We start from the raw sequence: 23,207 nt of genomic DNA, 5'->3' as shown, positions 1-23,207 counted from the left end.
GTACGCTCCGATAGTTGTTTTTCTTATTATAAACTTAAAAACCAAAAAGACCCTATAAGATGACCTTTTTAAAGTGTCTATCCTATAGGGTACATTTTACTTCTTGACCTTCCTTTTATTTTTTTTCGCTCTTTCAATTGTGGCTTTTTCTATGTTACTTTTTATGAATAGCTTCATTGTGAATACAGTTAAAAGAATAAATAATATGTAGGTTAATCCCATTTGCCATCGGTAACCCTCAAGCCCCAAATGAATAACCAAAAGGATAAGCGCGATGACATTAGTGATTATTTTTACTTTCACATCAAATCTATAGAGAAATAAACAAAGCCACAAAATATGAACTGCTATTAAAACCCCTTCAAAAAACCTCAATCATCTCAACTCCTATTCTAAACTATCCTTTAGTTTAGTTAACTATACTTAACTGTATTTCGCAAGAGTCTAAATGTCAATTTTTTTAGAAGCACTCTAATTTATGATTAAAATTTGATATGGCTATTTTCAACTCTTTATGCTCCATATCCGAAAAAGCTCCCTACTGCCAAAAAAGCATTAGGAAGCTTCCTGTCCATCTATTGTTGTGATATCGTCTTTGTTTTATCTAATTCACTCAGAAATGTTGCGCCGAGCAAAAGGATAGCGCCTAGTATTTGTAGGGGCGCCATTTTTTCTCCTATAATCATCGTCGAAATCACTAATGATGTTAGTGGATCAATATAGCTTAATATAGCTATACTTTGCCCTTTTAGATGACGCATTCCAAAAAAGAACAGATAGAAGCCGATTCCAGCATGGACAATGCCCAATGCGATCAGTAAACTAATTGATTTTATATCGATTTGCATTACTTGGAACCCATTAGTCCCAAAAAGGTAAAGAGCAAGGAATAACGCTGCTAAAGTAAGTTGAATAATCGTATTATCAGGCTCTTTTAATCCACGAATATACTTATTGGTGAATGTTACTACTGCATAGAAGCAAGCTGCAATAAGGCCGTAGACAATACCAATATAATGTTCGTTTGTTTCGGTAGTTTGGCTTTGAACGATAAAATACAGTCCTACTAATGCAACACAAACATAAAAAATTTTTTTCAATATTATTTTTTCTTTTAAAATGATTGGTGACAAACAAATCACTAGTACTGGAGCAAAATAGTAGCTTAGAGCTGCATTGGCGATGGTTGTTTCCTTGTACGCCTGGAAAAGGAAAATCCAATTACCACATAAGGCAAAGCTCGAAAGTACCAACGGCCATTTATTTTGCAAAATAGTTGTTTTCGTAAATCTCTCTTTTTTAGAAAGGAACACCAATAGTAAAAAAATAGAGCCAATGAGACTCATCCAAAAGGCAATTTCACTTGAAGGCAACTTAATATATTTTGCAAAAACACCGACAGCTCCAAAAATAATCATTGATAATATAAAAGATAGTTTTCCGCTCATTTCTAATTCCTACTTTCTACATGTATATAGTGTTCGATATACAGTAGAATCTATTGAGAATTAGCAAGCTTTTATTGAATGCCTAAACAGCAGATTCTACTGTAAAGGCATTGTTGGGGGTGCTATTGTTCGATACATATGAATCCCTCCTTGCATATTGCAATCATAACACATTTTACCAAACAATAACGAACTCCTTCAATCTTATATCAACTCGAATGTATAAGAAAAACCCTCGTCTACATTAAATAGACTAAACTAATAAGAGGATATTATGAGGACTTCCGTTCCAGGATTGAAACATTCCGAGAACAGCAATCACAAGTACCTACACCCAAACAAGTACTACATCTGTAATTACAGTTTCTAAAAAAGTGGCTAAACGGAAAAATGACTAGACAAAGGATGTCTAGTCATTTTTCATAGTTGTACCTTTGATCCTCACAATAATTACAACACTCCATTAAAGAGGTGTTTGTATTTATTGTTCATCATTTTGAAAGGTGTTCTTCCCCATCTTCATTAATAATATAAGCGTGAGCATTTGCGGCTTCTTCAATTTCATTAAATGCCCAATGTGTTGCTTGAGTATCTAAGAAGCTTGGTTTTGTGACACCATGTAATGGACCACGTTCAAACATACGGTTCATCATGACAACCGCTTGCGCACGTGTTAGGTGCTCGTCTGGTGCGAAGCTTCCATCTTGACGACCGTTAATAATGCCGGCGATACGGTTTGCTTCAATAATCCATTGTGCCCAATGACCTTTTGTATCGTTGAATGTTAACTCTACATCTTCTTCTATTTGTAGGTGCTTATAGTTCGCAACCACTGTTGCCATTTGTGCACGTGTAATGTTCTCGTTTGCACGGAAATTACCATTCATATCCCCGTTCATAATGCCTCGCTCTTTCACAAATGCAATAGCTCCTGCTGCATAATGATTACTTGGAATATCTTTGAATGGTGCATAATCTACTGTTTGGTCATCTGTGTAGCCTAAGATACGTGCAATCATCGTTGCTACTTGCGCTCGAGTCACGTTTTTCTCAGGACCAAACGTACCATTCGGGAAGCCTTTAATATAAGCCTCATGCTTACTTACTGTTAATTTCTCGAATTGAATAACTGTAAATGTGCTAAACTTGTCCACTATGAAGCGTAAACCAAGTTCTCCATTAGGCATTGTCACCATCTCAGGGAATACAACTTTTTTCTCGCCATCCGAATGTTCAATAAACACCGCTAATTGGTCTAAGAATACTTGACGCTCTGCTGAGGCTGTTGGCACTTTCAAGTCTTTTAGTGGTAGTGTCACTTGTACCGGACGACTTGGCATATTCGTTTCAATCGTCATTGGACGAGCTACTACACGTACATTTTTGCTTTGTAGTGATTCACGGACAACTTTTTCCACTCTAGCGCGTTCTTCAATTGCCTTGCGCTCACTTTCCTTCTTCACAGGTACTAAGCGGAAGTAGAAGTTGTCATCCACACCGTTCATCGAGCTTAGTGGAATCGCAATCAATCCATTCTCTGTGGCAATTTCTAACGATAATCCGTTTTCACGTAGTAATTTTAGAGAGTGCTTTGGAATTTCTACTGTTATTTTATCCACTTCATCTTTAACATCTGGAATGACGATACGTGCGATGTTATTGCCAATTTGTTGTGCTTTTTCTACAGCTTCTTGGGCATTCGCTTCTGTTAATGCCACGAAGTCTGTGATTTCACCGCTGGCATGTTTTGTACGTTCAATTTCCACCGTTGTTTTTTCCAGTGGGTTGTTGCCATCAATTTCTAATGCCACTTTTATTTTCGTTGTTGTCGTGCCCGGTTCAGTCGTTGTTGGTGGTGTTGGATTCGGCGTCCATGTACCACCTCCACCGCCACCGCCTGTGTATGCTTCACGATATACTTTAATTGTATAGTGTCTCACATCACCATTTGATTCTGTCACTGTGATGACAATTACATTTTCCCCTACTTGTAGAGGAATTTGTTCAAGAGTACCTGGCTGCCCATTAACAGTTGTCGTCACTGAAGCACCTGGGTTAATTGTTGTTGCTAAGAACGATAATTGTGATGTTGCATAATCAACGTTCATTGTATAATTTGTCACTTCTGATGAGAAGCTTGGACTTAATACACCTTGTGATGGTACTAATGAGCCTAGACCTGGTGTTGTTAAAGCAGGTCTTAAAGCATTTTTGGCTGCCGTTAAGTCAGCTAACGCTTGATCCACTTCTGCTTGTGTTGCATTGGCATTGTCTAATACTTTTTGGGCTGCTTTTAATTGATTTTGGTAGTTTGCCCATGTTTCTGGCGTGTACTTTGATGCGACTAAACCTTTTGCTTCATCTACTTTAGCTTGAAGTAACGCTTTATTAACAGCCGATACTTTTTGTAACTTGTCTTGCGCTGCTATTAATGCTTCACGTGCCGCATCCACTTCTGTTTGTGTTGCATCCTCATCGTCTAATACAGCTTGGGCTGCTTTTAATTGATTTTGGTAGTTTGCCCATGTTTCTGACATGTACTTTGATGCATCTAAACCTTTTGCTTCATCTACTTTAGCTTGAAGTAGCGCTTTATCAACAGCCGATACTTTTTGTAACTTGTCTTGAGCTGCTGTTAATGCTTCGCGTGCCGCTTCCACTTCTGTTTGTGTTGCATCCTCATCGTCTAATACAGCTTGGGCTGCTTTTAATTGATTTTGGTAGTTTGCCCATGTTTCTGGCGTGTACTTTGATGCGACTAAACCTTTTGCTTCATCTACTTTAGCTTGAAGTAGCGCTTTATTAACAGCCGATACTTTTTGTAACTTGTCTTGAGCTACTGTTAATGCTTCGCGTGCCGCATCCACTTCTGTTTGTGTTGCATCCACATCGTCTAATACGGCTTGCGCTGCTTTTAATTGATTTTGGTAGTTTGCCCATGTTTCTGGCGTGTACTTTGATGCGACTAAACCTTTTGCTTCATCTACTTTAGCTTGAAGTGGCGCTTTATCAACACCCGATACTTTTTGTAATGCCTGTTGGGCTGTTGTTAAATCAACTAACGCTTTATCCACCTCTGCTTGTGTTGCATTGGCATTGCCTAATACTGCTTGAGCTTTTGCTAATTCTTTTTCGTAAGCAGCCCATGTGTCTGTTGTATAGTCTGATTCATTTAAACCTGCTGCTACTTTTGCTTGAAGCGCTGTTTTATCAACAGCTGGTACTTCAGTAAACACCCATGTACCATCTTTTTCTTTTGTAGCTTGCATTTGTTTAGTACCATCTTTGAATGTGAATGAATCTAGATCTGTTGGTACAGTAAATTTACCTGTAGAGCTATCGTATGTCACGCTGTTTGGAAGAATCTCTGTAACTTCTGAAACTTCTACATAGTCTACATATTGTTTTGTATCTATTGTAATCTCTTTTGTTACCGGACCAAAATACGTTTCACCTTTTAATGCGGTTACCCCTACTTTATACACTCCATCTGGAATATTTGTGCTTGGTGTTACACTCCAGTTTCCATCTGCATCTGCTGTTGCTGTTAAGGTGATATCTCCTACTTTTACAGTAACTTCCGAGCCTGGTGCGGCTGTACCTGTAAATGTTGGTTTACCTGTTGTCACTGTGCCTGTTGGCGAGGTTAAAGCCAATGCCCCCCATATCAAACTATTCGCTCCATCATAGGCAGCAAAAAGATCTGGATTGTTATCGGCATATAGATTCCCAAGCCCTTTCAAACCGGCTTCTGTTGCTTGTCCAAACTGACTTCCCACAATCATACGATCTTGAGCGGTAATTCCAGCTTTTCCAGTAAAGTTACCGTCTAAAGTAAGAAGTGAAGGAGCTTTCAAATAAACATTTTGCTCAGCTTCCCCTTTTGTATTCCCCGTGATGACTGCATCGCCCGAAATAGAAATTTTACCAGCGTTCACATCAACTCCACCACCAATATTGCTAGTGATTTCGCCTCCAGTCATCTCGAATGTTGACGCAGCATTACTTAAAATGATTGCACCACTTTTATTTGTAGTACTACCATTTTCTTTAATCTCCCCACCAATCATTTTTATAGTTCCCGGAAACATATATATGACATTTCCAGTGATATTGTTACGTATAATCGTACCGTCATCAATAATCAATTTTGCCGTATTCCCCTGAACATTAATTAATCTTCCTTGACTTTTAGGAGGAGTGAGCTCTTTGGCACCACCGTCAAAAATAATATTTTTTAAAATAATTGTACCATTCGTAACAGATACGATTACATCATATGAGGCATTACTATGGTTACCAGTACGCTGAATTACAGCAGGAGTCGAGCTTTCTGAAGTTAGTGTAACTGTTTTATTTGCATTAAATGTAGTATATTTTATATTGTCATTACCTATCTCAATATCATCCTTGATATAGATAGTTCCCTCACCATTGATAGGAATAGCTGAATAAGCTTTGTTCAATGTCGCATACGGATTCGCTGAAGTCCCATCACCATTTGCATCATCACCATTATTAGCTACATAAACTTCCTTAGGAAGCTCCGCCGCCTGCACCTTTTCAGGAACTCCTATCATCGTAAAACTGCTGACGATTAGTACGAGCGAGAGCATCAATGCTAAAGAACGTTGCCACCATTTCTTCTGTTTCGTTTGCACCTTTAAACCTCCATCAAAAACTTCTAGTTGTTTTCAATTTATTTCTGCTTCTTGCACCGCTATCACTTTTGAACTTTTCTCAATATCTCTATAAGATACAAAATCAAAGTCCATCATTTATACCCAATGTGACCCTACTTAACTAACAGTAGGAGCTGCTTTTGCTTTTTGTGGAGTAACACAAGGAACGCTACTCGTGACTAATGCTGTGGCAAGAAATCTGTTAAGCAATCGTTTCTACCATATTCGTTGCTTTTTAGTTTGTAAGTTTGTTCCTCCAATCTTTGAAAAAGTATCATAGTTTTTTAGAATAAAACTTCTCAACCTCCTTGTATGAACTATATCTATCCAAGATATCTGGGTTTTTTCGACAGATTCCTTGACTTTTAACTATAAAATATCGACCTATACAAAACCTTTACAGTCACAATGTGCTCTTTAGACATTGGTTATACAAGCTTCTACAACAAAAAAGGCAATGTCGTTATTTCACATCGCCTTTTTTCTCATAAAATTTTTATTAACTTTACAAGTCTTCTTATATAGCACAACTGATTGGTTTTCTTTTTATGATTAAACAAGTAAATATTTACTAATACCAAATATCTTTTTATTATAAAAGGAAATTTCTTTTGAACAAAGTTGAACGGTTTTAAGGAGGGGTAAGTTATGAAGAGAAGGAAGCCTCACGCTAAAGAATGTGATCTTATGAACCATTTTTTAAGTTTTTGACCAGTTATGTCTAACCTTTTTCATACTCGTATCAACCTAAAACTTCTACCAGCGAAATCGCACTCATTTTTCTAAAGCCTCGATACCATCTTTCAACTTCCTCACTTGGCTCCATTGCTACATCCTTTAGCATGTTCTTTAATAGCCAATATTGCTCCTCAACAGCAGCTGCATTGTTCAGTAAATGATAGAGCCTCATCAACGTAAAATAGCTATCTTCCTCATCAGGGGAAAATAACTGCACTTTTTCTTGAACCTTCAAAGCAGCAAGGTAGTTCTCATTTTTAATATAATATTCACTTAATTGTTGCGCATGGGATACCCATAAACGTCTTAGTCGTTCTTTTTCGCTTTCCGACCATAAATAATCGCTATCCCCTAAATAATCCCCTGTATAACTTTGAAATACTTGCTCATGCTCCTTTGTTGTACCCTGTTCGAGTGGTGGTAAAGATTTTAATTGTGTTAGCCATTGCTCTACATCGATTACAACATTTTCTATCAATAATTTATAGCCTGAATTCAATAATGGACTGGCGATTTTCACTCCATCTAACCCATAATTCCCCAAAGTTTGACGGATGGTATAAATAACTGTATAAAGCTGTTTAATGGCCTTTTCCATATCAATTTCTGGCCAAAATAGCTCCAAAATAAGGTCTCGATGAATTATTTCATTACGATGGGTAAGCATATAAGCAAACAATTCTTTTGCTTTTGATGTACGCCACTTCATTACGTGTGCATCACCATTTGCCATTACTATCTTCAGCCCCCCCAATAGCTGAATCATTTTTTGCTCAGTTGTGTTTGGCTGATTCTTTTCGATAATCCGTTGAAGTCGTTCCAATGTTTTGTGTAAACGTATCTTTTGCACAGGCTTTAGTAGATAATCTATAGCATGCAAATTAAAAGCATCTATCGCATATTTATCAAAGCCTGTAGTAAAGACAATTTCCACGTTTGGTAACAGTTCTTGAATTTTTTCACTAAGTTCTAGTCCGTCCATATCAGGCATTACAATATCTAAAAATACAACATCAGGTTGAAGAGTTTGTATTTGAGCAATCGCTTCTAGAGAATTTGTATATTCTCCAACTATGTCGATTTCCGGGACATTACTTTTTTCAAGTAAGTTTTTTAGTCTTTTTAATGGTAGATGCTCATCATCTACTATCACAATCTTCATAACATATTCTCCTTTAATGCTAATCATCTTACTACGCTTCATCTGAAAAAGGTATATAACCTCGCTAAATTAATAACCTGTATTTCCTTTTTATGATCAAAGAAAAGCCAATAGAGCTTATTAACATACTGAAAGATTTACCACCTTTCTTAGCAGATACTACTCGGATTCAGATTATTAATTAATGGTGATCTTGAACTAGGCTTAAGTTTAGTTACATTGCAGATTTCATCTTTCTTAAGAGTCCACATTTAAGTTCTCATTACCAGATTCACAACATTCCTTAGATTATCAGATGGTTCTATACAATTTATCTGATCAAAAGGTTTAGTTCTATGAATGAAATAGCAAAAATCCAACCTTATCACAACATCTATTATTTTATTTTAAAAAAACCATTACTTTTGAAGGAAAAATAAACTTTTTTGTCGTAAACTATTATTTATGATGAAAAATAAAATATTTTCCAAAAGAAATACTATTTTTATAGTTTCTGGGTTATTCTTTTGTTTTCTAACTTTTTTACATTTTACTTGGATGAATTTCACTAACATTGCAACAGGAGTTGAAGCTATACAAGGAACGGTGGATTTAAGAAGTATTGATACAAGCCATAATTTCATAGTTAAGCTACAGAGGGAATGGGAATTCTATCCTAACGTCCTCCTCGCTTCAGAAAATGCCCAATCAGTTGATCAAAATAAGGTTTATACGAATCAACCAGAATCTTGGGATCAATATTTTAAAAATAATGAGAAAGTTCATTATGGTTCATATCGTTTAAAAATTTTAAAAGAACATTCTTCACCACAGATGTATGGCATTACGATCCCTGAAGGTTTAGCACCCTATGAGCTTTATATAAACGGTCAATTCATTGGAGGACTAGGAAATCTTACAACGAGTCATACTCAAACTGCCCCGATTGGCAGACCTATAACTTATTATTTTACGCTTAATACTATTGAAAGCGAAATTATTATACAAGGTGTTCAAACAAATCCTTATGTACAAGGTGGGTTTCAACGGGAAATTATTCTTGGCGATCTACACTCAATGGAACAATCGAAGTCTTTTTCCATTGAAACTCAAATGGCCGTTTGCCTAGTCTTTCTAATTTACGTACTATTTGCAATTTTACTTTGGGGTATGGGCATTCGAAATAAAACTTTATTTTATTTTGCCATGATTACTATTTCAGCTTGTTTAACGGTACTCACTTCAAGCAATAGAATATTATTTAATTATTTACCAATAAATTGGATTTGGGCAAACAAACTAACCTATTTCTCTTATATACATAATGCGTTATTTTTTGTTTTATTACTACGTGAATTGATGAAGGAATACTCTAAGCCTAAAATATTAACTATTGTCCCAACGGTATGTGCTTTCTATTTATTATTTATTGTAGTAGCTCCCATTGAATATATTTTTAAAACCAAAATGATATTTATAGTACTTTTTATCGTCTCTCCTATTATTATAACTATTTTCACATTGATTATAGCTTTAAAAGGTCAAAAAGGCGTCATATTTTTATTATTAACAGGAACAGCAATGGCAACCAATTCATTATTTTTACCTTTAAGACAGAATACAGCGTTCCCTTATAGTCATTATCCTTTTGATATATTAATTGGAATAACTGCATTATCTGGATTTTGGTTTACAAGTTATTTTCAAACAACCTTACAAACAGAAAAGCTTTCTGCGAAATTAAAAAAAGAAATAACTACAAAAGATTATTTTCTGGCAAATACCTCTCATGAACTGCGCAACCCTTTGCATGGCATGATGAGTATTGCCCAAACGATGTTAGCTAAGCAGGTAGATAAAGACGATCAAAATGATTTAAAACTAATGGTAAGAATCGGAAACCATATGACCCACTTGTTAGATGATTTATTGGATTTAGTAAAGTTAAAAGAAAAAACTCTTCAACTACAACTAAAACCTTTGAATGCTTATAAAATCGCAAGTGGGGTCAGCAATATGTTTCGTTTTATGCTGAAAGGAAAGCCAATTGAACTTATCGTACGTATACCCAGTAATTCGCCATTTGTTTTTGCCGACGAGACACGGCTAATTCAAATTTTTGCGAACTTAATTCATAATGCCATTAAATTCACTGAACAAGGTTCCATTACGATTGATGCCCAAGTAGTTGGGAAACAACTATACATCTCCGTTACAGATACGGGGATTGGTATTGATAAAAATATGCAAGAAAGCGTATTTGAGCCATATGAACAAGTGGATTCGACAATGACTTCCATTGGTGGCGGACTTGGATTAGGCTTAACCATTTGCCAAGAGCTTGTTTCCTTACATGGTGGAACAATGTCGGTATCGTCTACTGTTGGTAGGGGCTCAACCTTTACTTTCTCATTACCATTAGCGAAGTCGCAGAATGTGGAAGACAGTGAATTAAATGTTGAGAAGGATCCTGCATCCATCAAATATGATCTTTCGAGAGAATACAATATTGCTGCTACTCCAGAAACAAACTCTTTAGTAACTAGCCATGCAAGAATTCTCATTGTTGACGATGACGCTGTAAACTTACAAGTACTTGTCAATGCATTTTCAACGGATTCCTTTGAAATAGAAACGGCTTTAAGTGGGGCAGAGGCTCTCGATATGCTTCAAAACAATAACTATGATTTAGTTATTTCTGATATTATGATGCCGCATATGTCTGGCTATGACTTGGCCAAGCATATTCGTGAAAAATTCTCTATCTCAGAGCTACCTTTATTGTTCTTAACAGCTCGACAACAAAGTGAAGATATTCGACTAGCATTTTTAAGTGGTGCCAATGATTATGTAAAAAAACCAATGGAATATATGGAGCTTAAATCACGTGTTCAAGCGCTTATTCAAGTTAAGCAATCTAGTGAGGAACGTCTGCGCATTGAGGCTGCATGGCTTCAGGCACAAATTCAGCCACACTTTTTCTTCAATACGATTAACTCTATTATTTCTTTACATGGAATAGATGAAGAGAAAATGGAAGAATTACTACTTGCCTTTAGTGACTATCTACAAACAAGCTTCGATTTCCAAAATGTCGATTTAGTCGTGCCCATTGACTATGAATTAAAGCTTGTTCGTGCCTATCTTGCCATTGAACAAATACGCTTTGGTGACAGGGTACATGTAGTTTGGGATTTGCCAAATGAAATGGAGCTCTTTGTTCCTCCGCTTTCCATACAAACCCTTGTCGAAAATGCTATTCAGCATGGCATTTTACCGCTACGGGAGGGTGGTACTGTGACCATTTCTATTCAAGAAGTAAAAGACCATTTTACAATAGGCATTTCAGATAATGGTGTTGGATTTGAGCCAAAGACTTCTCACAAGAAAACGAGCGTAGGGCTCATAAATACGGAACAACGCCTGAAGCAATTATTTGGCGTGGAATTAGTTGTAGACAGTGTCATTGGTCAAGGCACAACCATCTCATTCTCCATTCCAAAAAAATAATGAGGTATATGTCGAACTTCCGTCAGTTCGAGGACTTTATCTGTCACTTTCGTAATCCTATCCGCTTTATTATCAAAAAAGACTAGGCTCACAAGGAAGCCTAGTCTTTCTTTGGTTGTTATGGTGTACATAAAAGAAGTTTTTTTAACCGAAAGAAAAATTGAACATAAAAGGGAGGCATGCCAAACGCCCCTGATAAAAGCGATTTTATAATCCGGGAATTTAAAATTTATAGCAAATTCTTTAAATAAACTTTCAACACTCGAACAATTTTCCCCATCTATCATTGGATAAAAAATATTTCTTGCATATCAGATGCATGATTGAGTAGTGCATATACTTTATTTAAATCATCTAAATCGCCAATCTGATGAATATATCCACTTTACACCCCCCAAAGAAGCCGTTTTAACTGGACCAATTTTGGTGCCTATTTCTACCTAAAGTGATTTATCCATTTCCATAAATATTCTAGTTTCTTCAATACCTTTATCAACGGTGATATCCTATTGTTCAACGTCACTACAAATAGTTTCTAAGGTTATTCCCCACTCTTCTGATCTCTACATGCGGTGTAATTACTATGTTTCCTAAAAATCAACCCACTTTATATCCACGGTCTCATCTGGAACTCAGAGATTCCCTATCCTAAAGTTATGTGTTTAACCCAGCCCTTTTTTATTATTTCTTTCCTTTCAGGCTTTATTACCTCCACCTCATCTTTTTTAAATTTACCACTAGATAATTCTTCCACACCATCCCATTGTGACTCACATTCAGAACATCGAAGTAATAGGTTTTGATTCTCTTTATCTTTTACTATTTCTACCCAACCTTGATCACAAACTCTACACCATTTTACTTTAAATTCATAATAGTTCATTTAATCTACTCCTTACGCTGTACAATAGTAATCGCCTTTATACTCGCTAAAAATGCGGACAATGTACAAATATATCCGAACATGTCCGCATTATTTTACACGAATTATGGACTTTAAAAGTGTCTATTTTAGTTTTACATTAAAACAATATTTATTTCTTATAGAAAGATGTAAGACTATATCTCCCCAATCTAACAGGATAATTCGATGTTATCTTAGTAAGATATTTAATAAAATTTCTCCATTTTCTTTAGCGTCCTCTAATCTTTTTTGAACTCATTATATTCTTCCTTAGCAAGATAGTTAAAATTATTATAAATCTACTTTTCACTAAACTGTACCTTAATACATCCTAGGGACTGCGGAGACAAATCCAAATCTTCAAATTTTCCATCACCAGTTTCTACATACGCCTGTTTAAATAATTTACTCCTTGTAGGAACTTTACTTGCATACCAATTATTGTTGATGGATTAAAATAAAGGAAACACCTATACAGGGTTTCCTTCATTTTAAATACTATTTATTTTCTATCCTTTGCATGGTAGTATGCCTCTTTTATCAACGGTAACACTGTTCTAAAATTAAAAATTAAGTCATCCATTGATTTTATTGGTTTAACAAAACTTACATTGTAAACTCCCCATCTATCTTTTTCTGGCTCAATACAAATAGATAAAGAGGGTTCCTTTTCTATCTCCCATATAGCTCCTGCTCTACTCCCGTCAGGTGCTTGAACAAACCCGTCCCCTGAAGTACAACTATCATCTTCCTCACACTCAAAATCAAAATGGTCGGTTATTGTGCCATAAATAAAACCATCGTCTTCCGTTTCGCTAACAAGTGGAAATCCTCCGTAAACAAGCGGTAAATATCACTCCTATTAATAAATTTAAGTTAAATATTATTGTTCTGCCTTGTTTTATTAACCGACTTTCAGCAAAATTTCTTTTTCCATTTCTAAAAACTCAGAAAATCTTACAAAAAGATTTTTATTTGAGTTCACTTTTTTATTCGATTTATTCTTTACACTTTTCTTTGGAGGCATATAATAAATTAGGTTTTCCATATCTTCAGGATAGTTAAACTCTGCATATAACTCAGCAATTTTCTCTAACAATTCCTCCCCTTTATACATTTCGTTTATTTTTATTAATTTACTAAATCGCCATTTTTTCATTTCTAAATTTTTATCGAACGAAATTTCTGTTCTTTTTTTTATTTCTTCGAGTAATATGATTATTTTATACTTTTCTAAATTCCCCCATGCTAATTCTATGATTTCATTAACTGGTGATTTTGGGTTTTCTTCTAGATATTTTGTTGCAATATTTTCTATATCTTGCTCAGATAAAATTCCTTGATTAAAGCCTATTATAATTGTTTCAATATTAATGTTAATTTTATGCTCTTTCAATATCGTTAAATATTCCATAAATAACCCTTTCTAACATTCACTATTTTACACGTTGATTAGGTTTCCCAGTTATTTTCCCCCCAGCAATAAATAATCTATGGGTCATCCCTTTTTTAGGATCAATAATCCATTCAAATATTCCCTTCTTGCCATTATAACTTCCCTTTACTTGATAAAGTGTTCTGTACCTTTTATCTCCTCCTCTAATCTTAAATTTCGTTCCATACCTAGCATAGTTGTCAACTATATTGCTAAAATTATGATATTTATCATTTTTTAATGCACTACCAACTTTTTTTGTAGTTGTTACTGGGTGATTTATATTTCGGATTATCTTTGTCGCACGATAAACACACTTTACATGTCCAATGCCAATAAAATTCGATGCCACTGCCCAGGCAATTTGTTTTTTGTTTTTCCCTGCTTTATACGCTTTATAACCATCGTAGATCGCAAAACCTGCGTTGATAACGAGCCATACCCATTTGCCATCTGGGTCTGTTTTCGTTATTGGATTATCATCTCCATATGTGTAACCGTTCATTGTAACAGGGTCATCTTCGTCTCCTGGATCGGGGTCACGAGAGATAAAACGTGCTGTTGCTGGATCGTAGTATCGAGCTTGTAAATAGTATAGCTTTGTTTCGGCATCGTAGACATAGCCTGCGTAGCGAATTGGTTGCCCTTTTATACGACTGTCAGTTGGTTCAGCTGATAGTAAGTTGCCCCATGGATCATAATCGTATGTTGCAACAGTTGTACCATTTTGGTCTAGAATGCGTACGACATCACCACGGTGGTTCGTTACGTATTCGAATGATTCCCCTGTTTCGTTTGTCAGACTTACTACTTTGCCGTTGTTCTTAAGTAATCGCCCAAATCGTTTTTTGGTTCGTATCTGTGACACGGACTAAATTAGAACCATCATAGTAATAATGATACGTTGTTGCACCGTCTGTTTTCGATTTTCGTAAGCCCTTAGGAATAAATTAATTAAATATATTTAATCCTAAATCTACTCCTGCCCTAGCTTCTCTGCAAGAGGATCTAATCAACGTTTCCAAAAGAAATTAAACAACCTGACCCCTATCAATATAGGACTCAGGCTGCTTAAATGTGCTTTTTTACTGTCTACTTGACAGGGTTCACTTCACCAAGAAGTAGTCTTTATGTGGCCATTATATAGGCAGTTGAAGAATATATAGTTACTTTTATAACTACCAAAACTAAAAAAACAGCCAGGTGGCTACTTAGTTATTTAAGGAGTTTTCCTTCAAGGTTAAATATACTTCTTTTTCTATTCCTGTTTTCTTAAAGTACTCATCATAGGCTTCATCGATTTTCTTACGACAAACATCTTCCCATATTTTTTTCAACTCAGAGATTTTACTTTCATCAGCATCAAATGGAGCCATCTCACCACCAAATCCAATCCACGCACCTAAATCGGGCACTTCTCCAAATTCTGCTGAATACGCTATTTCATGAGGTGCATATGTAAATCCAATATGCTTACAACCATTTTCAAAACAGTGATAGCCAGGCTCACCAAATCCATTTTTACAATATGAAGGTACTTCTTCAATCTCTTTATCAATTGCGGTACTTTTAGAGCAATATAATTCTAAAATTATATGCTTCATACTCATTTTTCATCGCCTCTTTTGGTAATTATGGTCATCTAGTACTTCAATTATATTAATTTTACCACCTTTTTTGGTATAAACTATTCTTCCTGCTCCTAAAATCTAGCATCTGTGTCGAGCTAGCACTTTGAAGGCGTACAAGCCGGCGTTAACAACAACCCACACCCATTTGCCGTCTGGGTCTGTTTTCGTTATAGGATTATCATCCCCATATGTGTAACCGTTCATTGTAACAGGGTCATCTTCGTCTCCCGGATCTGGGTCACGAGAGATGAAACGTGCTGTTGCTGGATCGTAGTAACGAGCTTGTAAATAGTAGAGCTTTGTTTCGATATCGTAGACATAGCCCGCGTAGCGAATAGGTTGTCCTTTTATACGACTGTCGGTTGGTTCAGCTGATAGTAGGTTACCCCATAGATCATAATCGTATGTCGCAGCGGTTACACCATTTTGAAGTAGCCTAATCGATTGCAAAAAAAATAAAATGAAGGTTGTTTTATTCCCCCTCTTAATCACTTTAATTATATGAGTGCGAGAAATCGTTGATAACAAGGTTCGTGGATAACCTTAATCAACGACATCCACTAGTCTCACATCTCAAATAACTTTTAGGAGGAAATAATAATGGCTTCATGTTCTCAATCTGATTTAACTGCTGTGACAATCCCAAATGTGGTACCATCTTTAAAATTGTACGGTAAAACAAGTAATAATCAACGTTTTTTCTTGTCTGATAATCCAGAAACTATTAGTAGCTCTGTTCCATTTACTAATGGTTTTGCAACGCTTTGGGCTGATACTGCATCTGGATTAAAGAGTGTAACTTATCGAATGTTTGTTTGGCATCTAAATAACACAGGTGCGACTATCAAGTTCGGTGTTACCATTGGTAATGGTTCAAGTGGCAGTACTTATCAAGTCTCTGGTGTTAAAGACTGTGTCGAGACTATTACCAACTTTGTAGCTCATGGGAAATGTGCCGCAAAAGCTTTACTCGGAAATACATTAACGCCTAGTTCTCCGGTTGATAGTTCCATTGCAGCGGGGAAAGTTGGATTAGTGAAAGAATGGAAAGTACCAAATGGTTATTTGGTGGGTGGAATTATTGAGTTTACGTTATCGTCTAGTTCTCCAATGTCTTATAAAGTCAGAACAGTAGCTGCTAAAAGTACTACTGCCGATCTTCGTAGTAATCAAAATGCAGTTGTGTCACCAGTTGGAACTCATCCGCGTGGTTCTTGGAACTTTTCCAATATCGACGGCTATGGTACTTCAGATGGCGCTGCTGCTCTATATACTGTCGGAGACGGCAATAAAAGTTTCTCCATAAATAATGGAGAAAATGATAACTTAATGACTAAAGACACTAGCTATATGCCTAGCGAAGCTGTAGCAACTAATAAGGGGCATTATGGTGTTATTTACAAGGCGAATATCACTTTCAAAAACCCAACTCAAGCCGATAAGGCATTAAAGGTCTATTTGACAGGTCGTGGAGGTTCATACGGCGGCGCTGTACGTTGGAACAATGGTCCAACTTACGGTGTTCCTACATTGGCTTCCAATACCCAAGGTGTTCGGATTGCTACATTTACTATACCTAAAGGAACTAGTGTTACACATTCAGTCTATACTTCTACAGCTGGCTCGCTTAACACCCCAGCGGCGATACTGATTACAGAGTAATTTAAAGAATTTCTCGTTAAATAAAGGAACCCTGTACTTATCGGAAATTCTCCGATGAGCTACAGGGTTCTCTATAAAATATTCATTTCTTGCAACGTAAAACTAGGGAAAACGGTAAAACTGCTATATTGGGTAGCACTAATTATTTGAGCTTTATCTATTCAAAAATAAAGCTACTGTATGTAACTCAATGATCTAAATCAAGTCTTAAAAGTGCTATTCAACAATTTTACTTTTTTATGGTTGCAACTAGGAAAAGGTCGGATAATCTGTTTACAACAGTTAGTTTATTGTCAATTATCATTTCAGTCTCTTCACCGTCTTCATGATCTAATAAATAGACAGGAGGATTATTTCCTTCATGTATATTTATTGCGTATGGATTTCCAATACCTATTTCTAAACCGATACAAATATAACCGTTTTTATGTACTGCGCATCCTGGAACATATAATAAACATTCTTTACTAATACTCTCTGGATTCAAGAATTCTATTGCAATTCAGCTTCTTCATCTAGAGGAACTACCAATTTACTATCACAAACTTCTACCGTAGTCATTAATTCTATCAACCATTTTGGAAGTTTAATATCTAGTTTTTCATTGAGGTTATCCTATAGGATGTCCCAGACCTTTGAATCATTTCTTTAGCACTTGTCATTACTTCATTCATCAACATGACTGCTCCATACAATTAGAAATATTTACTTCTTAAATTAACACTATTTCTATGTACCTTATACAATACAGCCCCACTTTTCAGCTATTGCATCTCGTTAGTAAAAAATCTCTTTCGATTATCCTCTATTGAAATTTTAAAATATCCATTTAAGAAATGTATAAATGCCAACCAATGCAAAAATAAATATTAAAATTATGATTGAAAGACAACCAAAAATAATCCAGTTATGTTCACCCTCTATTGAAGCATCTGGTTCTTCTACTAATTTTTCTTTTACTTTATTGATAGATAAAAGTGCTGGGTCTAAATCCAGTCCTTTTAAAAGTTCAATATCACCTTTATACTTTAAAGCTCTTGCTATATTATTAATGTCATTTCCCATAGAGCTTTCAAATTCAATACACGCATGTACCATTTCTGGCGTCTTATTCTTTTCTAAATACCAATATCGACCAGCCATTGCAGGATATTTTAACTCGAAATAAATGTCTCCCAACTTTTTACGGAGTTCTAATTCATTCGGAAAGGTTGCTATTAATCCGTGTAATCTATCCCTTGCTTTCCCTAAATCATCATTTTTAATATCCTCTTCTATTCGTTTTAAAGTCTTTGAAATTTTCTTTTCAATAAAAAACACCTTCTTATGTCCTAATTCTTTACTCTTATTATTTTTCAATAGTATTCTGCACGGTTAGTAAAAACGTTCCCACTCTAATTTTTTCCATAGAATACGTAGCCTATCAAATCTTAACAATGTATGGCCTTATTTTATATATGTAATTTTTTCCTTATTAACTGCCCTCGTTTAAGTCAGGTACGATTACTGAGCAAGAAGTAAAAGGGTGATACATATTATATATGACTAATATGTATCACCCTATATATTTTATGATTTTTACAATTTAGGTCTTGATAATGCGTTCGAGGTTTAATCGACCATTATTTAAATTCTAACTCTCCATCATAAGCAAGCATGCCGCCTTCAAGGTTTGTTACGTCAAAGCCTTGAGCTTCTAGGTATGCACATGCATTTGCTGAACGACCGCCTGCCTTGCAAACGATAATGTATGGCTTCGTAGCATCTAATTCACCTAAGCGCTCAGGGATTGTCCCAAGAGCAATGTGCTGCGCACCGGGAATCATGCCTTGTGCTACTTCATCATCTTCACGAACATCAATAATGTATAGATCTTCGTTCGCATCTAATAGTTCTAATATTTCTGTTGTATCCATAGTTTTCATCTGTGTAGTCCTCCAATATGTCGATTTCCTCTTACATTATAGCCTGTGGGCAAAAAAACAGCTAGTGTCATGAACACTAACTGTTTTACTCTCAAGTTTCTATTCTTCTGTTTCTAAAAAATCTATTTGCTTTGCTGGAACAAATGTAGAAATAGCGTGTTTGTAAATAAGATGTTGCTTGCTTTCAGCATCTAGTAATAAAACTGTAAAATTATCATAGGATTTCACAGTTCCTTTTAACTGAAATCCGTTTAACAAAAACACAGTTACAAAAACATTGTTTTTACGTAGATGGTTTAAGAATGTATCTTGCAAGTTAATTGATTTCATCAAATATGCCTCCCTATGCTCTCTTTCTACCTCTTCATTCCTATAGTAGCATGTTCTACCAATTTAGCAATTAGTAATTTTTAGAAATTAATTAAAGTTTTTCGCCATTATTAACAAAATATACATCCATTTTGTTGCGGAAGTATGTTAACTGTCTTTTCGCATAGCGGCGAGAATTTTGCTTCAAGCTGTCAATGGCTTCTTCTAAAGAACATCTTCCATCAAGGTAATCATATAATTCCTTGTAGCCGATTGCTTGGATTGACTGTACACCTCGTATATTTTGCTGCCATAGGCCTTTTACTTCTTCTAAAAGTCCTTTTTCCATCATTATATCAACACGGCGGTTAATACGATCATAAAGCACCTCACGTGACATATTTTGTCCAAGCCCTATGATTACATGATTGTAAAGTGGGACTTCTCCACGATTTTGTGCTTCGGATGCCTTTGAAACGCCACTAAGCTCAATCATCTCTAATGCACGTATAACACGGCGAGTATTATTTGGATGAATCGTCTCTGCTGTTTGTGGATCAAGTTTTTTAAGCTTAGCATGCATTGCCTCTGGACCTAATTTCTCCAGTTCTGCATAATAGGCTTTTCGTGCCACCTCATCTACCTGCTCCTCGGTAAATTGAAAATCATAGAGTACTGCCTGCACATATAAACCCGAGCCCCCTACAATAATCGGTAGCTTACCGCACGCTTGAATTTCTGCAATTTTAGCTCGCACTAATTTTTGATAGTCTGCTACTGAAAAAGACTCTGTTGGCTCTTTGAAGCTTAGTAAATGATGGGGTACACCCTCCATCTCTTCCTCCGTAATTTTCGCTGTTCCAATATCTAATCCTCGATAGACTTGCATGGAGTCACCGTTGATAATTTCGCCATTATATTTTTTTGCTAACTCAATGCTTAGTGCCGTTTTCCCAGAAGCAGTTGGCCCTACAATTGCTACGACCTCTGCCTGCTGTAGTTTATCTTGTATCATATTTTTCTAACCACCGTAATAAAACTTGATAGACTGCCTCTTGATTGTCCTCGTTTAGGATTTCATGGCGCTTATCCTCAAATAAGTAAACCGTGACATCCTGTATGCCCGCTTCTGCCAATTGTTGTGCGACAGCGTAAACACCTTGGCCTTGTTCTCCGACTGGATCCTTACTACCACTTATTAATAATATAGGTAAGTCTTTTTTTGTTTTTGCTATCTCTTTTTTACGGTTTAACGACATAAAACCTGTTGTTAAATCCACAAAAAATTGGTTTGTTGGAATAAAGCCGCAATACGGATCATCTATATATTTTTGTACCTCGTCTTCCGCTGAGCATAACCAGTCAAACGTAGTCTTCGAATTCGGGAACTGTTTATTAAAGCTACCAAAGCTCAGCTTATTTAATAACCTGCTCTCCGTATCTTTACCCAGTTGTTTAGCCAATACTTTTGCTACTAAATTTCCCATCGTATGCAATGTTGTAACGTTTCCTGTTCCACAAAGAATGACATTATCCACTTGATCGCTGTACAATTGAATATATCTTCTAGTAATGAACGATCCCATACTATGACCAAATAAAATCAATGGTACATCTGTAAATTGTTCATGTAATATTGTTACTACTTCATGTACATCCTCTACGACGCGATCGAACCCATTTTCTTCAGCAAAAAAACCTAGTGTGCCATTATAGGCTGCTGTTTCTCCATGCCCTCGATGATCATGCATTGTCACTGCATAACCAGCTTCGTTTAGGCTATTTGCAAATTTAACATATCGTCCACTATGCTCCGCCATACCATGTAAAATATGAATATGACCAATACATGGCTTCAATGGCTTTAATGTCCGAGTAAACAGAAAATGGCCATCTGACATTTCAATATAACGCATTGCCTACACTCCCTCCTCCGCAAAATTTGTTGCATCTACAATAGCTTGCTCTAGTTGTGCGACATAAGTATTTCTTTGTGACTCTGTATAGTTAAAATGTTGTTGCATAACTTGAATGACCTGCTGTTTATAACGTTTTACCGCATCAATATCGAAGTATAATAAGCCTGTTCGACGGATAAAGAAATCACTTGGTGTATACACCATTTCCGCTTCTATGCCATAAAGTAGCATGGCATGTAAGGCTAAGGGCATCGTACTTCCATGTTCATGCAAATATTTCACCTGGTTATACAATGCATCAACATTCGTGCCATATTTTTGTACAAGCTGTTTTGCTTCATCATAATTTAGACCGTACTGAACGCCCTCTTTCGCTTTATAAGTACAATAATCAGTGAAATTAATGGCATTAATGCCTTTTGCACCAGAAAGTGATAACTCACGTGTTACACATGAACTTGCATGCTTATATTTATGTGTTTTCACAATTTTATCAACGATTGTCTCTGCCATTTGACGGTAGCCTGTTAGTTTGCCACCCGCAATCGTCATTAGTCCACTCGGAGCCGTCCATATCTCATCTTTGCGTGAAATTTCCGATGGATCCTTGCCTTTTTCAAAAATAAGTGGACGCACACCTGCCCATGACGATTCAATCGTATCTCTTGAAATATTTGCCGTTGGAAAGACGGTTTTTGCAGCAGCAATTAAATAATCAACATCCTCTTGGGTAGCGACGGGATGTACAGGGTCTCCTTCGTAAACTGTATCTGTTGTCCCTACATAGGCTTTACCATCACGTGGAATAGCGAAGGCCATACGCCCATCCACTATATCAAAGTAGACTGCTTGTCGTAATGGAAAATCCTTTTGATCAAGGACAATATGGACTCCTTTTGTGAGACGTAATTGCTTTTTGTCTGCTACTTTATCCTTGTGGCGAACCTCGTCCACCCAAGGCCCAGTTGCATTGACAATTTGCGCAGCATGTACTTCAATCGTTTTCCCTGTAATATGATCCTTCACTTGTGCCCCAACAAGCTTTTTCTTCTCATATAAAAATTCGGTCATCTCCGCATAATTTAGACAAAGCGCCCCATATTCAACAGCTTTTTTCAGCACTTCAATTGTCAGACGGGCATCATCTGTCCGATATTCTACGTAGTAGCCACCACCAATAAGCTCATCTCGATTGAGTAATGGCTCTAGCGCTGCCGTTTCCTGAGAGTTTAACATTGTTCGACGTTCGTGCTTTTTCACACCTGCTAATCGATCATATACCTTCAGTGCCATTGATGTTGTAAAAGGTCCAAGTGAGCCCTTCTTATATAATGGTAGTAGCATCTTTTCAGGAGTTGTCACGTGAACAGCATTGTCATATACAATTTCACGCTCACGCCCAACCTCAGCTACTACACCTACTTCAAGTTGCTTTAAATAACGAAGTCCACCATGAATAAGCTTTGTTGAGCGGCTTGATGTGCCAGCAGAAAAATCCTGCTTCTCAATCAAAGCGACTGATAGCCCTCTAGATGCTGCATCAAGTGCAATGCCAGCACCTGTGATGCCGCCACCAATGACTAAAACGTCAAAGCTATAGTGCTCTAATAACTGCATAATTTTAGGACGATGTTCGAATGAAAACATAACTTTTTCCCCCATTAGCTATAATTTAAAAATACGTGTAACCTCTATTGCGTATGCTAGCCTGTATAACTAGCAATAACTTTAAACATAGAAATTCTAATATCATTCGCGAAAGCGTGAGTGCAACGTAGCGACAGCAGCACGATGTTGGTCACGAAGGCGTTATCACAGGATGTGATGCTTTTAGCCTTCGTTCCTCTATTGTTAATCCCCAAGGAGTCGCCCAGTCTCCACTCCAATCAACTTATATAAATGG

General features: G+C 36.4%; 18 protein-coding genes. 2 read left to right on the top strand and 16 right to left on the bottom strand.

What is annotated here, in order from left to right; all coding sequences use genetic code 11:
• Positions 1-96: 96 nt before the first annotated feature.
• From PVA17_RS16955 to PVA17_RS16940, 4 genes are all read right to left on the bottom strand, one after another.
• On the bottom strand, positions 97-375 hold the full coding sequence (locus PVA17_RS16955; protein WP_274068359.1) for a hypothetical protein: 279 nt from the start codon (positions 373-375) through the stop codon (positions 97-99).
• A 200-nt stretch (positions 376-575) separates the two neighbouring features.
• Positions 576-1,448, bottom strand: coding sequence for a DMT family transporter (locus tag PVA17_RS16950; protein WP_132357309.1), 873 nt, complete (start codon positions 1,446-1,448; stop codon positions 576-578).
• 491 nt (positions 1,449-1,939) lie between these two features.
• Complete coding sequence (locus PVA17_RS16945) at positions 1,940-6,109, bottom strand: S-layer homology domain-containing protein (protein ID WP_274068358.1); 4,170 nt, start codon at positions 6,107-6,109, stop codon at positions 1,940-1,942.
• A 763-nt stretch (positions 6,110-6,872) separates the two neighbouring features.
• Positions 6,873-8,030 (bottom strand): response regulator, encoded by a 1,158-nt coding sequence (locus tag PVA17_RS16940; RefSeq protein WP_274068357.1) that lies wholly within the window; start codon positions 8,028-8,030, stop codon positions 6,873-6,875.
• A 537-nt stretch (positions 8,031-8,567) separates the two neighbouring features.
• Here PVA17_RS16940 and PVA17_RS16935 point away from each other — a divergent pair.
• Positions 8,568-11,519, top strand: coding sequence for an ATP-binding protein (locus PVA17_RS16935; protein WP_274068356.1), 2,952 nt, complete (start codon positions 8,568-8,570; stop codon positions 11,517-11,519).
• 643 nt (positions 11,520-12,162) lie between these two features.
• Here the strand turns inward: PVA17_RS16935 and PVA17_RS16930 are convergent.
• The 5 genes from PVA17_RS16930 to PVA17_RS16910 all read right to left on the bottom strand — a co-directional run bounded on the left by PVA17_RS16930 (position 12,163) and on the right by PVA17_RS16910 (position 16,017).
• Positions 12,163-12,402 carry a hypothetical protein gene (locus PVA17_RS16930; RefSeq protein WP_274068355.1) on the bottom strand — a complete coding sequence of 80 codons (240 nt, stop codon included), beginning with the start codon at positions 12,400-12,402 and terminating at the stop codon, positions 12,163-12,165.
• Between the two features lie 925 nt (positions 12,403-13,327).
• Positions 13,328-13,837 carry a DUF2247 family protein gene (locus PVA17_RS16925; protein WP_274068354.1) on the bottom strand — a complete coding sequence of 170 codons (510 nt, stop codon included), beginning with the start codon at positions 13,835-13,837 and terminating at the stop codon, positions 13,328-13,330.
• A 22-nt stretch (positions 13,838-13,859) separates the two neighbouring features.
• A complete protein-coding gene (locus PVA17_RS16920; RefSeq protein ID WP_274068353.1) occupies positions 13,860-14,726 on the bottom strand; it encodes an RHS repeat domain-containing protein in 867 nt (288 codons plus the stop codon).
• 343 nt (positions 14,727-15,069) lie between these two features.
• The gene (locus tag PVA17_RS16915; RefSeq protein WP_274068352.1) at positions 15,070-15,468 is read right to left on the bottom strand and encodes a hypothetical protein; all 399 of its coding nucleotides are present in this window, start codon (positions 15,466-15,468) and stop codon (positions 15,070-15,072) included.
• Positions 15,469-15,567: 99 nt separating this feature from the next.
• Positions 15,568-16,017, bottom strand: a complete 450-nt coding sequence (locus PVA17_RS16910) for an RHS repeat-associated core domain-containing protein (protein ID WP_274068351.1) — start codon at positions 16,015-16,017, stop codon at positions 15,568-15,570.
• 72 nt (positions 16,018-16,089) lie between these two features.
• On the opposite strand from PVA17_RS16910, the gene PVA17_RS16905 reads away from it, so the two are divergent.
• Complete coding sequence (locus PVA17_RS16905) at positions 16,090-17,151, top strand: hypothetical protein (RefSeq protein WP_132357320.1); 1,062 nt, start codon at positions 16,090-16,092, stop codon at positions 17,149-17,151.
• 229 nt (positions 17,152-17,380) lie between these two features.
• On the opposite strand, the gene PVA17_RS16900 is transcribed toward PVA17_RS16905, so the two are convergent.
• The 7 genes from PVA17_RS16900 to PVA17_RS16870 all read right to left on the bottom strand — a co-directional run bounded on the left by PVA17_RS16900 (position 17,381) and on the right by PVA17_RS16870 (position 22,951).
• Positions 17,381-17,638 carry a hypothetical protein gene (locus tag PVA17_RS16900; protein ID WP_132357321.1) on the bottom strand — a complete coding sequence of 86 codons (258 nt, stop codon included), beginning with the start codon at positions 17,636-17,638 and terminating at the stop codon, positions 17,381-17,383.
• Between the two features lie 329 nt (positions 17,639-17,967).
• Positions 17,968-18,462, bottom strand: coding sequence for a DUF6584 family protein (locus PVA17_RS16895; protein WP_132357864.1), 495 nt, complete (start codon positions 18,460-18,462; stop codon positions 17,968-17,970).
• A gap of 311 nt (positions 18,463-18,773) precedes the next feature.
• A complete protein-coding gene (locus PVA17_RS16890) occupies positions 18,774-19,076 on the bottom strand; it encodes a rhodanese-like domain-containing protein (protein WP_132357322.1) in 303 nt (100 codons plus the stop codon).
• Positions 19,077-19,175: 99 nt separating this feature from the next.
• A complete protein-coding gene (gene hfq / locus PVA17_RS16885; RefSeq protein WP_132357323.1) occupies positions 19,176-19,406 on the bottom strand; it encodes an RNA chaperone Hfq in 231 nt (76 codons plus the stop codon).
• A 91-nt stretch (positions 19,407-19,497) separates the two neighbouring features.
• The gene (gene miaA, locus PVA17_RS16880) at positions 19,498-20,400 is read right to left on the bottom strand and encodes a tRNA (adenosine(37)-N6)-dimethylallyltransferase MiaA (RefSeq protein WP_132357324.1); all 903 of its coding nucleotides are present in this window, start codon (positions 20,398-20,400) and stop codon (positions 19,498-19,500) included.
• Positions 20,387-21,301 carry an alpha/beta hydrolase gene (locus PVA17_RS16875; protein ID WP_132357325.1) on the bottom strand — a complete coding sequence of 305 codons (915 nt, stop codon included), beginning with the start codon at positions 21,299-21,301 and terminating at the stop codon, positions 20,387-20,389. Before PVA17_RS16875 ends, miaA begins: the two co-directional genes overlap by 14 nt.
• Before the next feature lie 3 nt (positions 21,302-21,304).
• Positions 21,305-22,951, bottom strand: coding sequence for a glycerol-3-phosphate dehydrogenase/oxidase (locus PVA17_RS16870; RefSeq protein ID WP_132357326.1), 1,647 nt, complete (start codon positions 22,949-22,951; stop codon positions 21,305-21,307).
• Between the last annotated feature and the right edge of the window lie 256 nt (positions 22,952-23,207).

Source organism: Lysinibacillus sp. CNPSo 3705 (genome assembly GCF_028674935.1).
GTDB lineage: Bacteria > Bacillota > Bacilli > Bacillales_A > Planococcaceae > Lysinibacillus.
This window is presented reverse-complemented; position numbering and strand designations above follow the sequence as displayed.